Source organism: Flavobacterium hydrocarbonoxydans (assembly GCF_009789235.1).
Lineage (GTDB): Bacteria > Bacteroidota > Bacteroidia > Flavobacteriales > Flavobacteriaceae > Flavobacterium > Flavobacterium hydrocarbonoxydans.
In genome coordinates this window covers 306499-323503 of the sequence record NZ_WSTB01000003.1, presented here as the reverse complement: position 1 = coordinate 323503, position 17005 = coordinate 306499, and the positions used below count along the sequence as shown (strand labels likewise).

The window sequence follows — 17005 nt, the reverse complement described above, 5'->3', positions numbered from 1 at the left end:
TTATTTGCAATGGTTTAAACTAAGGTACATTTGCAGTGCAATACGGTTTATTCTTTTCTGAAGAATAGTTTTAGTGATGTGTTTGTCACCATTTTGCACAAGTACAGAAACCTCAATCCGCTACTTTACTCTTTATTTTGTAGCATTGTTTTATGAGGTTTTTTAGAAATAACAAAAAGCAAAATAAAAAGTTGCCTTTACCTTTACTATCACTAACAAACTTTAGTGATACTCTATAAAAATTAAATCGAATCAGTAACTTAATAAATAATCATTTTATGAAGACATTCAACAGTACCGTAATCGAAGAAGGAAAAATCCCGAATACTTATATGACAGGAGATGTTTCTTATAAAAAACAAACCAGTATCATTCATCCGGATAATACGGTTGTTAAAGAAGTGGTTTTTGAACCCGGTTCGAGATGTAACTGGCACATTAATCCGAGTCTGCAATTATTTGTTGTAACAGCCGGTGTAGGTTACTTTCAGGAAAAAGGACAACCGATACAACTCATCCAAAAAGATCAGGTGCTTACCATATTACCCGGGATTGAACATTGGTATGGCGCAACACCTTTCAGCCGATTTTCGCATATCAGTATCATAACCGAAATTGATAAAGGAAAAGGTATCTGGCTGGAAAGCGTTACGGATGAAGAATATAATGGTTATGGGGGTTAAATTTTAATCTCCAAATTCCAAATTCCAAACTCCAAACTTCAAACTCCAAACTTCAAGCTCCCAACTTCCAACTTCCAACTTTCAAATTCCAAATTTCAACTCCATGCTTTTTTTTTGAGTCTTTAAGATTTAAATTAAAAATTTGTGCCTTAGTGTCTTTGTGGCAAAAAAACATACAGCCACTTCGTTACTCCCAACTCCCAACTTCCTGGCATAACAAGTCGCTATAACTTGGTGTAAATTATACATTTTTAATTGATTTTTAACGGCCAAATTTTCTAATTGATAATTTATTATAAATTATAATAGCAAATCTCTAAAATATTTTTTTATATATTTGAATTTGCTAATTGTTTTTTTGTGACCTTAAAACGCTGATTTTTATTGATTAGATATTATAAGAAAACAAGTTATCCGACCTAAAACTAACGCCCCAAGCCGTTGTTTTAGGATTGAATTTTAACCTACAGCCCCGATACAAAATGATGAAATTTATAGTCCGACTAATTTTTATATCCATTTTATTTACCCATACGCTCCTTAACGCCCAAATTAAGAAAGTAGGAGTTCCTTTTATCACCAATTATACTCCAAAAACCTATCAGGCAGCATCAGAAAACTGGGATGTACTGCAGAATTCGAAAGGCATGCTGTTTTTTGCGAATCATTTTGGTGTCATGCAATTTGATGGTGTGCGCTGGAGCATTGTGACGCAGCCCGCCAACAAAAGTATGGTTCGTTCTCTGGCGATTGATCAGAAAGACAAAATTTATCTGGGCGCCCAGGGTGATTTTGGTTATACCGAACAACAGCAAAACGGACAATATCACTATACTTCTCTGGTCAACTTACTTCCGAAAGGGGCAAAAAACTTTGGCGATGTTCTGCATACAGTGGTTCTTAAAAACGAAGTTATCTTTTTCTCGAATGAAGGCGTTTTTCTTTACAAAAACAATAAAATCAAGGTTTTAAAGCCAAGTTCTAATTTTGATAATTTTTATGAAGTGAATAAGGAATACTTTGTATTAGACCGTCAAAAAGGATTGATGCAAATAAAGAATGAAAGTTTAGTTTCTGTGGCCAATACTAATAAGTTTGCGGGAATAAATATCAGGAAAATCTTTAAAACAAAAGAAGGTTTGTTGTTACTGACTCAAAAAGAAGGTTTGTTTATCTATAAAAACAATCAATTAATGCCTTTTGTAACCGAAGCGGATTATCTTTTAAAGCAAAATCAGATTTCAGTAGGTATTTCACTTTCGGGTGGTTATTATGCGATAGGGACACGTCAGACTGGAATAATTATTATTGATAAAAAGGGGCAGTTGATTCAGCATATCGACAAACAAATGGGTTTGCAGAATGAATATGTAACCAACCTAAAAGTAGATAAAGAAGGTAATTTGTGGGTAACCCTGAAAGAAGGTATAGCACTTATACAGATTTCATCAGCCTTATCGAGAATACTGGACAGCAGCAATGCCGAGACTAAAATATACTGCAGTAAAATATACCAGGATAAATTGTATATCGCGACCGATAACGGCTTGTATTGGCTAAACTGGCAAACGTACAAACAAGGACATCAGAAAGTACATTTTAAATACATTTCAGGCATGTCTGAAAACGTTTGGAATTTAGGTGTTTATGATGGTGTACTGCTGGCTTTTGAAAAAAACGGCATCTTTGAAATCAATGGAGATACTGCTAAGATGATTGCCAAAACAGATGGTGCGTGGCAAGGCGTGGTTTTGCCCAATCATCCGGATTTGTTATTGGTAGGAAGTTATTCCGGTTTGTATTTGTTAAAGAAAATCAATCAGTCCTGGGTATATCAATATAAAATTAAAGGGTTTCGCGAAAGCAGCCGCGTGATTACCATTGATAAAAATGAAAATATCTGGGTGGCTCACGGTTATAAAGGTATTTTTAAATTAAAACTGAATAAAAACTTTCAAAGTGTTTCTAGCATTGAGTTTTACGATCAGGAAAAAGGTTTTCCGTCGAGTTTGTTTCTGAATACCTTTAAAATAAAAGACCAAATATTTTTTGGTACAACAAAAGGAGTTTACAAACAGGACGTTTCATCCAAAAAAATGGTTTCAGACCCATTCTTTAAGAAATATTTAGGGATGCAAAATCATATACGCTTACTGAAATCGGATGATAAAAATACGATTTGGTATGTTTCCGGAGAGAATACAGGGAAAATCAATTCGACTAAAGACGGAAAATTCAGAACAGAAGAATTGCCCTTTAGAAAACTCCGTTATATGTATATTCCGGGTTTCGAAAACATTCAGACCACAGCGGAAGGCGATGTTCTTTTTGGAACTCAGGACGGGTTGATACATTATAACAGTTCGAAAAAGAAAAATTACCAATCGAAATACAAAGCCGTTATTTCAGAAGTTAAAGCTATTTTTCCAAAAGACAGTTTGTTGTTTTCGAGCCGGTACGATGTGCTGCCTTCAGATTTAGAACCCGCAGAAGAGGGACTCTATCCTGTATTATCACATTCGAATAACGCTTTGCATTTTTCTTTCTCCTCTTTATGGTATGATGATGCCGATGCTACCAAATACGAATACTGGCTGGAAGGTTTCGAACCTACATGGTCTGACTGGACTATTCAGACAGAGAAAGAATATACGAATTTACCGGAGAATGAATACGTTTTTCACATAAGAGCCAAGAATATATATGATGTAGTAAGTGAGGAGGCTGTCTTTAGATTTGAAATCCTGCCACCCTGGTACCGAACCAAATGGGCTTTTTTATTGTATTTGATGCTTTTTGGGGTTTTGATTTATGCGATTATCAAATACCAAAAAAATCTTGCCGAACAAGAGCGTGATCAATTGATATTGAAACAGGAAAAAGAACTTTTGCGAAGCCGCGCCGAACTAAACGAGCAAAAATTAGTACTGGAGCAGCAGAATATGGCTATTGTACGCGAAAATCTGGAAGCAACCATTAATCTTAAAAATGCCAAAGTAGCTTCGAATACCGTCAATCTGATTCATTTGAATGAAATACTATTATCCATAAAAGAACTCATCAGTCAGATTGATAAAAAGAATGATCCCAATACTAATTTTGGTTTACTGACCAAAATTAACCGCATTATCGATCACGAATTGCAGGGTGATAAACACTGGAATGAGTTTGAAGAAATTTTCAATCAGCTTCATGATAATTTCATGCAGCGACTCAAAGCAAGCTTCCCGGAACTGACTCCGAGAGATATGCGATTGTGTGCTTATTTGCGAATGAATTTTAATACCAAAGAAATTGCACCACTTTTAGGAATTTCTGTTCGTGGCGTCGAAGATACCCGTTACCGCATACGAAAAAAACTTCAGCTTTCATCAGAAGCAAACATTACCGAATTTATTCTTAATTTTTAGTTTTTAATTATTAAGTAAAATCGCATCCCGTATTTAGGGGTTTGTCTATGGTTTACTACATAAATTTACGAACACCGTAGTCAAACCGTATTGATAAATAGGGGTCTCGCATAGTTTATTTGTTAATATTGTATGTTATTAATAAAATGATATACTGTTTTGTAAGGATAGTATTTTTATTCTGTTAATAATTCTTTACTAACAAAAAAACACAAAAAAAATGAAACAAAAAGACTCTTTTTCCGATCAACCAACGGAAAGAAATTACTTATTTTTAAAGAGGTGCGTTATTCTGATGATTTTAATGCTTTCGCCTTTTTTGAAAATGTATTCCCAATGCAATACGCTCGTTTGGGCAGATGAGTTTAACGGTACTACAATTGATGGTGTGAAATGGCAGAGTATTACCGGAAACGGCTGTCCTAATTTATGTGGTTTTGGTAATGCCGAAGCCCAGCGTTACGATCCTAATCAGGCAACGATTGTCAAACAGGGAGCAGACAGTTATTTGAGTATTGTGGCTAAATATGAGCCAAGTACACAATTTCCGCAACAGCCGTACTCTTCGGCTAAACTTACAACAGAAGGAAAATATGCAGTAAAATACGGAAGAATCGAAGCCCGTATGAAGTTGTCAACCGGAATGGGAGCCTGGCCGGCCTTTTGGATGTTACCCGATGGTGGCGCAGGAACCTGGCCATATACCGGAGAGATTGATATCATGGAAACCAAGCATAGAAACCCAAAATCTGTAGATGGAACGATTCATTATGACGCAGGAGGTTATCATTATACCGGAAGAAGTTATACATCACCAACCGATTTATCTACAGAATTTCATGTGTATGCTGTAGAATGGGGACCAAATATCATAAAATGGTTTATCGATGGCAATTTATTTCATACTGCGACACCTAATACTACCGCAAATGGAGGATGGCCTTTTAATGACAGACAATTTTATATTATTTTAAACTTGGCTGTTGGTAGCTTAGGAACTCCATATACCAGTGTAAACGGAGCAGGAGTAGAACCTATTCCTGGTGATTTTCCGGCAAGTTTATTAGTAGATTATGTTAGGGTTTATAGTGGTAGTTTTAGTTATGGTGTAACCGGTGATGCGAAAGTATATACTAATGAAACCAATAAAACTTATTCTGTAAATACTATAGCAGGCGCTACTTACAACTGGACAGTGCCAGCAGGTGCTACGATAACTTCTGGACAAGGAACCAATACGATTACTGTAAACTGGGGAACAACCGGTGGTGATGTAAGCGTAGCAGCTGTTGTAACAGGTTGTGCAGATAAAACATATAAACTAGCAGTAACGACTGAGCCGCCTTTGCCGGTAGAAAGAATATATGAAGATTTTCAGACGAACCGAAATATTGTATATCTGAATAAAACAGGTGTTCTGACCGAAGCTGTTGCAAATCCTTCGGCTACGGGAGTAAATACTTCCGCTCTTGTCGGAAGGTATGTTCGTAATGCTTCGGAGTTGTATGATGTTATGAATATCAAAAATGTAGTCATCAGCAATGCAAATGATTATGTGTATGGAAGGAAAAAAATCTCTTTTGATATTTATACTTCAGCACCCGTTGGAACCAAAATTTCGATGCAATTAGAAAACAGCCTGGTAACAACTGCTATCAATTATCCTTTAGGAAGACACAGTTCTTATAAAGCAGCAACAACGGTTCAGAACAAATGGGAAACTATTGAATTTGAATTCGAAAAAGTGATAGACGCCAATACCAGTGCTTTGGCAATTAATAATGTTGTGTTTTTGTTTGAATCCAATTCGAATTCGAATGCCACGTATTACTTCGATAATTTACTGACCAAAGCAGCTCCTGAAAAACCAGTTATTTCGACTACGGTTTTAGAAAACTATGACGGTACAAGCAAAATTATTAAAGGAACAACTACAGGAACCTATTCTGTGGTAGCCAATCCTGGAGCAAATTCGGTAAACGGATCTGCTAATGTGGCACGTTATGTACGTAACGTTACCGAACAATATGATGTATTGTTTTTTAATACCCAAAATAATATTGAGGACGCCGGTTTGTTGAAAAACCAAACCAATAAAATCATGATTGATGTTTATACTACGGCACCAATAGGAACTGTAGTGAGCATGAATTTAGAAAATAGTGCAACGTCGCTTCCAACGAATTTTCCAACAGGAAGAAACAGTAATTATGTAGCAATTACCACCAAACAAAATCAGTGGGAGACGCTTACTTTTTATTACAATTCCAGTCCAGATGGCGGAACTTCGAATTTAGCAATCAATCAGATGGTATTGTTATTTAATTCAGGTTCTTATACTAGTGATACTTATTATTTTGATAATGTTAGAATTGGTGCTACAAAACTTCCTGACACTTTTACGCCAGGCGTAGTATATGAGGATTACCAAACGATACATAATATTACGTTTAGAGATGCTATTGGAACCTATACTGCCAATGCAGCGAATCCTAATGCGAGCGGAATCAATACTTCGGCAAACGTTGGAAGATACGTTAGAAAAGCAACAGAATTATACGATAACTTCTCGTTCAATTCGACTATAACGAATATTGGAGATTTCAAAAACGGAACAAAAAAGTTTGCGATGGATGTTTATACTTCAGCACCTGTTGGGTCTATCATTTCATGGCAGGCAGAAAGCAGTGCTTCGATTCCGTCTAATTTTCCTGCCGGAAGACATAGTGTGTATCAGGGCGTTGTAAAACAGTCGAATGCCTGGCATACGGTTACGTTTACCTATGCAAGTTCTCCGGATGCTTCAACTTTGGATAGCGAAGTAAACCGTTTTGTGTTTTTATTCGAACCAGGAACCAGTTCAGGGAATACCTATTATTTTGATAATATCAGAAGCTTAAATTTAGTTGGAACAGAAGAACCTACAGGTACTTTACCAGCTCCCTGGGTAAGTGCTGATTTAGGTGCTGCTACACCAGCAGGATCCGCTACTTATTTAAGCGGAACCTTTACGGTAAAAGGAGCAGGAAACGATATTTGGGAATCTTCGGATCAATTTCAATATGTGTATCAGCCTATTACAGGAAATGCTGAAATTATAGCCAAAGTTAATTCATTAACCAATACCAATACGTACGCTAAAGCAGGTGTTATGTTCCGTGAGACACTTACACCAACATCTAAACACGCGATGACAGATGCCAGTGCAGGAGCAGGGATTGAGTTTTTATCAAGAGATGCTACTTCAGGAATAACCATTTTTGAAGGTCTTGGCGGAGCAGCTCCAAAATGGGTTCGTTTGGTACGTTCAGGAAATGTATTTACGTCTTATGCTTCGGATAACGGAACAACATGGACACAAATTGGAACACCAAGAACAATTGCAATGGCCAATACTATTTATGTAGGTATGGCAGTTACTTCTCACGCAAACGGAACCCTGACTACAGGAGTTTTTAGTGATGTTATTGTTCGAAATATTACAGTGAATACAAATGTGAATTTGGCTTTATCCAAACCAGCTGTAGCTTCTACAGAAGAAAACGCAACCTACTCTCCAACAAAAGCAACTGATGGTGATATCGCAACAAGATGGGCGAGCAGTTTTGCTAACACAAGCGAATGGATTTATGTGGATTTGCAAAGTAACTACAATATCAACAGAGTCGTTTTAAAATGGGAAGCCGCTTTTGCTACACAATATAAAGTGCAAATTTCTACAGATGCTACGTTTACAGAAAATGAAACCGTAAACACACAAACTGCCAGCGATGGTGGTACCGATGACCTTACTGTAAGCGGAACAGGAAGATACATCAGAATCTTATGTACTACCAAAGCTCTAGCACCTTACGGATATTCATTGTTCGAAATAGAAGCTTACGGATCTCCATCGACTGCTAAATCAGCATCGGCTAAAAAAGAGATATCCGAAGAAGGAAGCGCTGAAATCGCGATGTATCCTAACCCTGCAAGCAGTTTTGTTCAGCTTTCATTACCGGGTAAATTAGATAATAAAGTCGTTACGATTTATGATTTATCAGGAAAAGCAGTTCTGCAAACGAAACTGGACGCAACAACTCAGGAAAGCCTTGTTGATGTGAGCCAGTTAGCCAAAGGAGTTTACATCATCAGTGTAAATTCTGATCAGAAAAACTGGACTAAAAAATTGGTTAAAGAATAATATAAGCCGCTGGGTGTAGCTGAATTTAAAAATAAATTTTCATGGTTTGTAAAATTTAGATTTAAAAAAGGATAGCTCTAAATAGTTACACCTGGCGGATTAGTATCATCATGGTCTATTAGAAGAATGTTTTTTAAGAATCTATTTAATAACAAAACGGGTTTATCCGCTAAACGGGCTAAATATAGAAATGGGCCACAGATGACACCGATTGAACAGATATAACAGATTTTTCATAGCCTTTATATCACAATCAGCGTTAATCAGTTAAATCAGTTTAACCTGTGTGCCATTCTTAATGGTTGTCATAAGAAGCGGATAGTCAAATAACAAAATAAAATTAGATATGAAAAAAATGAAGTTTACCAGAATTTACTTTCTGACAGGATTACTGTTAGTGTTATCAAATTTAATGTACGGACAAGGAGCCATTCCTTTTACGATAAGCAATACTTCGACCTTTAATGACAACGAATTGTATGTTGCCATTGTAGGTATCGATTATACCACAGGAAACCACGTTTGGGTAAATGCCAAAACAAGTCAGGTGTTGCCAATGAGTTCTTCTTATAATACGGTTACAGGACCAACAATTGGTGGAAACACAGGTCCGGGACAAAACTCAAAATATGCCAATTGCTTTACGAAATTAAGCGAAATTCCAAATAAGACTTTCACCTTGCCGCTTATTGCAGGCTGTAGAGTTTTTATAGCTAAAGGGCAACAGTTGTATTTTTACTTTTTTGGTGCCAATGGCGCTCCGTCAGGATATACTTCGCCAAATCCTTTGAATGCAACCGATCCGAATCAGGGAATTTTATATGAAATTATAGAATTAACGAACAATCAATACGGATTCTTCGGAAACCCTTCAAGAGTTGATTCATACAAATACCCAATGGGACTTGAATTGTTTGGAGCCAATGGGTATCAAAAACGTGTAGGTGAATTGAAAAAACACGCTGATATTGTGGCGGCTTTTAAAGCCAATGTACCATCAGAATTTCAGGGATGCGTAAACGATGCGACAGGAGAAATTACAGCACCATCAAAAACACCAGCTTTTGCAGATGGAACAGGCGGAACTTCAGTAGGGCCTCATGCTAATTATCTAAAATCATATATTGATGCCATCTGGAATAAATATAAAAACGAAGATTTGATATTCTACGCAGGTGATGCGGGAGTTTTTAAAGGAAGAGTAATTGGAGAACAACTGGAAGTTGTAGGACAATCAGGAGGTTTTACTGGTCGTACCGGAAGAGTACAAAGCAGACCTTCGACTCAGGAAGCTTTGGAAGGAAAAGGTGTTTTAGACCGAAGATTAGTTGACGGCGATCTGGATCTTGTCGTTCAGGCACAATTAACAGCTGCAATCAACAGACACATGGTAAATGTTACAACCACTAATCCTGGACAGCAAAACTGGTACAATGCTTCGCAATTCTATCAGGCGAATCCAACGAATCACTACTCAAAATTCTGGCATTTACCAGGAATCAGTGTTGATAATCTGGCTTACGGATTTGCTTACGATGATGTGGCCGATCAGTCACCATCATTACATTCACCTCAACCAACTAAAGTAATTGCTGTTTTTGGAGGTTATGCAGGAACAGTTCCTTCAGTACCGGCTTCTACAGATGTAATTACGGTGTATAAAGATTGTAATTATGGAGGTTTTTCAGGTGGATTAACGATTGGCGATTATAATTTGGCACGTTTAAATACTTTAGGGGTTTTAAATGATGATATTTCGTCACTTAAAGTAGCACAGGGTTTTCAGGCGATTTTATATCAGGATGATAACTTCACTGGAGCTTCTACAGTAATCAATTCGGATAATACCTGTCTGAATACGACATGGAATGATAAAGTTTCGTCTATTCGTATTCTTGCTAATGGAACAACGACTTTAGGAAATGTAACGTACTATCTGCAAAACAGAAACAGCGGATTAAACATGGATGTCTGGAATGCCAGTTCAGCCAATGGTGCGAATGTGGCGCAGGGAACTCCTAATACCAATAACAATCAGAAATTTGCATTTACCCATTTAGGTGATGGTTTGTATAAAATCGTTGTGAATCACAGCGGACAATCATTAGATGTAAATAATTTCAATAAAGCTAATGGTGCTAACGTAGAGCAATATCCATACAATGCAACGACTAACCAACAATTTATTCTGGTTTCTACAGGAGATGGTTTTTACAAAATTATCGCCAGACACAGTGGTAAATTAGTTGAGGTAACAAATGCCAGTATGGCAAATGGAGCGAATGTACAGCAATGGGAAAATGTAAACCAGACTTGTGGTCAATGGAAACTGATTCCGGTTACAACAACTCCTGTTTCTACTTTAATTCAGGCAGAAAACTACTCAGCTATGAGCGGAATTCAGGTTGAAGCAACTACCGATACTGGTGGTGGATCGAATGTAGGTTATACCGAAACGGGCGACTGGATGGCTTATAACGCTATTAATTTCCCAACTTCTGGTTCTTATACAATCGAATATAGAGTAGCAACTGCAGTATCTGGTGCCAAAATATCATCAGACTTAAACGGAGGAGCGATTGTATTAGGAAATGTAGATATACCAAACACAGGAGGATGGCAAAACTGGCAAACCGTAACACAAACGGTAAATGTTACAGCTGGAACTTATAATTTTGGGATATTCATCCAAAATACGGGTTTAAATATCAATTGGATAAGAATTACCAAATCTGGTGCAGCAAAAACGGCTAGTGAATTAAAATCAGAAAATGCAATGGTGACAGAAGATCAGGCCATTGTTGATGATAGCGCTTTTACTATTTATCCAAACCCGGTTGAAAGTACTCTTTTATTTTCAAAAGATATAACAGGATCAGTAGTATCGATTGTGGACTCTCAAAGTGGCGCTTTTGTTTCGCAGAAAAAAATCAATAACAACAGTCTGGATGTTTCCCAACTAAAAGGAGGTATTTACTTTGTTGTTTTGGAGAAAGATGGTTCCAAAATAATAAGACGTTTTATAAAAAAATAATTTTTAACTAATAAAAGCCTTGAACATTCTAATAAAACGGAATTGTTTGAGGCTTTTTGAATTTCGCCCCATTTATTAACCTTTTAAATTATTAAAAAAAAAATCTACTATGAAAAAAAACTATCAGAAATTAAATCTAAAATGGACCCTCATTTTAGTACTGGGTATTTTTAATCTTTCGATTTCGATGGCACAAAAAAAAGTCATCGCTTACATACCCAACTGGATTGACCTGAATGCGTTTTCAGGCAGCATTCAATATGGCAAATTAACGCATATCAATATTGCGTTCGAAAATCCGGATGCCAATGGGTATTTGACCTTTAATTCAGGATCGAATGCGATTATTCAGGCGGCTCATGCTCAAAATGTAAAAGTTTTTGTATCACTTGGAGGAGGTTCCGTTTCTGAAGGAGGCGCCATCAGAGATAATTATTTTAATCTGATTACGGCTGGAAACAGAACCGCTTTTATTCAGAAAATATACGACTATGTTGTGGCTCATAACTTCGATGGTGTCGATATGGATTTAGAAGGTCCGGCTATCAACGGAGATTATGGCGGTTTCATCAATGAATTAGGGATTAAATTGCATGCGAATGGTAAATTGCTTTCGGCAGCTCTTTCAGAAGGATATGGTGGAGGAAATGTTCCTTCTTCTACTTTTTCTACTTTTGACTGGATTAATATTATGGCGTATGATGCTACAGGACCTTGGGCACCAGGAAATCCGGGGCAGCATTCTCCTTATACGATGGCGGTAAATCAATTTAATTACTGGACAGGAAGAGGTTTGCCTGCAGCTAAAGCCATTATTGGTGTACCTTTTTACGGATATGGTTTTGGAGCTTCTGCCAATCAGGGAATTTCGTTTGCCAATATCGTAAATCAATATCCGGGTGCAGAAAATGTAGATCAGGTAGGAAGTACGATTTATTATAATGGAATCCCAACCATCAAACAAAAAGCCACTTTTGCAAATCAGAATGCAGGCGGAATTATGATTTGGGAGTTGTCGCAGGATGCTACAGGTTCTAAATCATTGTTGAACGCCATTAGCGAAGTAATCAGTGTAAATCAGCCACAGGTTCCTGCTTCTACAGATGTAATTACAGTGTATAAAGATTGTAATTATACTGGTTTTTCAGGAGGTTTAACGATTGGGGATTATAATTTGGCGCGATTAACTTCTTTAGGAATTCAGTCAGATGTTATTTCGTCGCTTAAAGTAGCACAAGGCTTTCAGGCGATTTTATATCAGGATGATAATTTCGGAGGAGGTTCAACAGTAATCAATTCAGATAATACCTGTTTAAATACTACGTGGAATGATAAAGTAACTTCTGTAAGAGTAATTGCGAACGGAACCACTACTTTAGGAAACGCTACGTATTATTTGCAAAACCGAAACAGTTCTCTAAACATGGATGTCTGGAATGCCAGTATGTCTAACGGTGCCAATGTTGCGCAGGGAACTGCTAATACTAATAATAACCAAAAATTCACATTCACTCATTTAGGTGATGGTTTGTATAAAATTATCGCCAATCATAGCGGGCAATCCTTAGATGTAAATAATTTTAGCAAAGCCAATGGTGCCAATGTAGAGCAATATCCATACAATGCTACAACCAATCAGCAATTTATTCTGGTTTCAACAGGAGATGGTTTTTATAAAATTATCGCCCGACACAGTGGTAAATTAGTTGAGGTGACCAATGCTAGTACTGCAAACGGTGCGAATGTACAACAATGGGAAAATGTAAATCAGACTTGTGGCCAATGGAAGTTAGTTCCGGTTACAGGAACACCGCCACCGGTTTCAACGTTAATTCAGGCAGAGAGTTATTCTTCTATGAGTGGCATTCAAACCGAAGCAACAACAGACACAGGAGGAGGTTTGAATGTAGGATATGCTGATACAGGTGACTGGATGGCGTATTTCAATATCAATTTTCCAACTTCAGGCTCTTATCTGATCGAATACAGAGTAGCAAGTGCGATGTCAGGTGCCAAGATATCATCAGATTTAAACGCAGGAACGATTCAGTTAGGATCTGTTGATATTCCGAATACAGGTGGATGGCAAAACTGGCAAACGGTATCTCAGACTGTAAATGTAAATGCAGGTACGTATAATTTTGGTGTTTTTATTCAAAATACAGGCGTAAACCTAAACTGGATCAAAATTACAAAATCGGGTACTGCTAAAACGGCTTCAGCAGATGCTAAAAAAACAATTGCTTTGCCTTCGATTACCATTTATCCAAATCCGGTTGAAAACACCCTTTCGTTTTCTACTGAAGTATCAGGAACTAAAGTTTCTATTGTAAATTCTCAATCAGGTGCTGTGGTTTCGGAACAAAATATAAGCGCTAATAGTCTGGATGTTTCGCGTTTGAAAGCGGGTATTTATTTTATCGTTTTTGATAAAGAAGGTACGCAGACAGTAAGACGTTTTATTAAAAAATAAGTTTTTAAAAGAGTGCTGTTTCTTCTTTTGTTTAAAGAAGAAATAGTGCTCTTTTTTTATGGAATAGTAACTTATCAACCCCCAAATAAATATGAAAAATAATTACAGATTTAAGTTAAGTGTATTGGTATTTCTGGCGTTTAGTGGTTTTGCAATAGCACAAACGTCATTAGGTTCAAGTAGAGCTTTTTTGAGTAAATTAAAAACCGAAGCCAACAAAAGTACCGGAAAGAGTACTGAGAAAACAGTTTTGCTTCAGGTTTCGGAAGCTAAAAACTTCAACGGAAAAATCAATTACAAAAAATCAGATGTGACAAGTGAGTTTTTGATTGGAGAAATTAAAAACATTTCAGAATCTTCTTTTTTTATTAAAGTTGAAGAAAATTCACTGGAAGGGCACATTATCCTGAAAGCAACTAAAGAAGCGTATAAATACTATTCCGATAAACTAGGAAATGCTTACGTTTCAAAAGTTGATATCAATACATTAGTATGTCTTGATTATCGAAATGTACCCACCAAAAAAGCCAGTACAGCAAAAAGTGCAGCAGCTGCGATTGCGCCGGCGTTGCTAAACCTGCAAAGTTTACCGGGAGCAGCTGGTTGTGTACTATTGGATTTTGATGGTTATTATATGGCTCCTGGAAATTTATGGAACAATGGTAATGCCATCAACGCGGCGCCATCCGGAATGAGCGATGCCGATGTACAGCAGCATTGGGAGGTTGTATCAGAAGATTACAGACCTTTTAACCTGAATGTGACTACTAGCGAAGCAGTTTTTAATTCTTACCCAAGAACCCGCAGAATGCGCGTTGTTGTTACGCCAACCAATACAGCTGCTCCGGGAGCTGGAGGTGTGGCTTATATTGGTTCTTTTAATTGGGATAATGATGTGCCATGCTGGGTGTTTATCACTTCGGGTAAATCGGGTGGTGATGCGTCGTCACATGAAGTAGGACATACTTTTGACTTAGGTCACGACGGAAGAACGACACCTAACGAAGGTTACTTTTTAGGAATTGACGGTACATCCTGGGCACCAATTATGGGAGCAGGGTATTACAGACCTGTTGTGCAATGGAGTAAAGGAGATTATAATTTTGCCAATAACCTACAGGACGATGTGGCGATTATAGCCAGTGCTAAATTTGGAGTAGGGTACAGAGGTGATGATCACGGAAATAACACGGCTTCTGCTACCAATCTGGATTACAATGCAGGCGGAGCCATCAATCAGAAAAATGGTATCATCGCCAGCGAAGCAGATTATGATTTTTTTACGTTTACAACAGGCGGAGGAAATGTTTCGATCAATGCCAATACGGTGGGCAGAGACGGGAACTTACACCTTTTGTTAAGGCTTTATAATGCCGCAGGTGCTGAAATGGGTACGTATTGGAATTCAGATCCTTTTGCTCTGAATGCTTCGATGAATGTAAACTTGCCAGCCGGTAAATATTTTGTTGGCGTTGATGGTAATGGAGCAGGAAATGCAGGTTATGGAGGATATCCGGCGTACGGATCTATCGGAAGTTATAGTATCACAGGTACTATTCCGCCAGGTGGAGCCATAAATTCTTCTACAGATGTGATTACGGTTTATAAAGATTGTAATTATACTGGTTTTTCAGGAGGGCTGACCATAGGTGATTACAATATGGCACGTTTGAATTCTCTTGGTGTATTAAATGATGATATTTCGTCACTTCGGGTTGCGCAAGGCTATCAGGCTATTTTGTATCAGGATGATAATTTTGGAGGAGCTTCAACGGTTATCAATTCTGATAATAGCTGTTTGAATGGCACCTGGAATGACAAAGTAACTTCTATCCGTATTTTGGCTAATGGAACGACTACTTTAGGAAACTTTACGTACTTTTTGCAAAACCGAAACAGTGGACTCAATATGGATGTCTGGGGAGCCAGTTCAACTAATGGTGCCAATGTAGCCCAAGGAACGCCAAATACAAATAATAACCAAAAATTTACTTTTACGCACTTAGGTGATGGTATGTATAAAATTATTGCCAATCATAGCGGGCAATCTTTAGATGTAAATAATTTTAGCAAAGCTAATGGTGCCAATGTAGAGCAATATCCGTACAACGCAACCACTAATCAGCAATTTATATTGTTTTCAACAGGAGATGGTTTTTATAAAATTATCGCCAGACATAGTGGTAAATTAGTTGAGGTGACCAATGCAAGTACGGCCAATGGCGCTAATGTACAGCAATGGGATAACAACAATCAGACTTGTGGACAGTGGAAATTAATTTCGACTACATCATCCGTAACATCAACATTTATTGAAGCTGAAAATTACTCGGCGATGAGCGGAATTCAAACCGAAGCGACTACTGATGCCGGTGGCGGATTGAATGTAGGATATACGGAAACAGGTGACTGGATGGCGTATAACAGTATTAATTTTCCAACTTCAGGATCGTATGTAATCGAATATCGTGTAGCCAGTGCTGTAACAGGTGCTAAAATATCCTCGGATTTGAATGGAGGAACTATTTTATTAGGAGCAGTTGATATTCCGAATACAGGAGGATGGCAGAATTGGCAAACGGTATCACAAACCGTAAGTGTTACTGCCGGAACCTATAATTTTGGGATATTTATTCAAAATACGGGTGTAAACATCAACTGGTTCCGAATTACTAAAGTTGGCGCCGCAGCAGCAATCCCGCAAACTGCAACAGCTTCTTTAGAAAAAGAAAATCAGGAAGATGTTACCCTTACTGTTTATCCTAATCCGGTAGAGAGCACACTTTCGTTTTCAAAAGATGTAACAGGTTCTCAGGTGAGTATTGTTGATTCGCAGTCAGGAACGTTTATTTCGCAGAAAAAAATCAGCGAAAACAGTCTGGATGTTTCACAATTAAAACAGGGTATTTATTTTGTAATCTTCGAAAAAGAAGGCAAAAGAACGATACGACGTTTTATCAAAAAATAATTTTAAACATTAAAAAGGCCGTCTCAAAAAGACGGCTTTTTTGTTGAATTTAGTAAGCAATTTAGAATTTTAATAAAAAATTCCAGTTCATTTAGAATTGGATTTTTTTATGAGTTTAAACTAAACTGTATAGATTTAGTAATATGACTGTCTGCAGCTAAGAAAATAGACCTCAGATGACACTGATTGAACAGGTAAAAGCAGATTTTTTATTGAAACACAATGAGATTAATCCGTTAAAATCAGTTTTGTCT

6 protein-coding genes are annotated in these 17005 nt (G+C 37.4%); all 6 read left to right on the top strand.

What is annotated here, in order from left to right; all coding sequences use genetic code 11:
* Nucleotides 1–278: 278 nt before the first annotated feature.
* The 6 genes from GON26_RS07175 (at nt 279) to GON26_RS07150 (ending at nt 16751) form a co-directional block, all read left to right on the top strand.
* Nucleotides 279–683 (top strand): cupin domain-containing protein, encoded by a 405-nt coding sequence (locus GON26_RS07175; RefSeq protein WP_160374059.1) that lies wholly within the window; start codon nt 279–281, stop codon nt 681–683.
* 482 nt (nt 684–1165) lie between these two features.
* Nucleotides 1166–4093 (top strand): triple tyrosine motif-containing protein, encoded by a 2928-nt coding sequence (locus GON26_RS07170; RefSeq protein WP_160374058.1) that lies wholly within the window; start codon nt 1166–1168, stop codon nt 4091–4093.
* A 220-nt stretch (nt 4094–4313) separates the two neighbouring features.
* Complete coding sequence (locus GON26_RS07165) at nt 4314–8276, top strand: family 16 glycosylhydrolase (RefSeq protein WP_160374057.1); 3963 nt, start codon at nt 4314–4316, stop codon at nt 8274–8276.
* Between the two features lie 346 nt (nt 8277–8622).
* Nucleotides 8623–11310, top strand: coding sequence for a beta-1,3-glucanase family protein (locus GON26_RS07160; RefSeq protein ID WP_160374056.1), 2688 nt, complete (start codon nt 8623–8625; stop codon nt 11308–11310).
* Nucleotides 11311–11419: 109 nt separating this feature from the next.
* Nucleotides 11420–13783 (top strand): RICIN domain-containing protein, encoded by a 2364-nt coding sequence (locus GON26_RS21655; RefSeq protein WP_230407906.1) that lies wholly within the window; start codon nt 11420–11422, stop codon nt 13781–13783.
* Between the two features lie 91 nt (nt 13784–13874).
* Nucleotides 13875–16751, top strand: a complete 2877-nt coding sequence (locus tag GON26_RS07150) for a carbohydrate-binding protein (protein ID WP_230407905.1) — start codon at nt 13875–13877, stop codon at nt 16749–16751.
* Nucleotides 16752–17005: the final 254 nt, after the last annotated feature.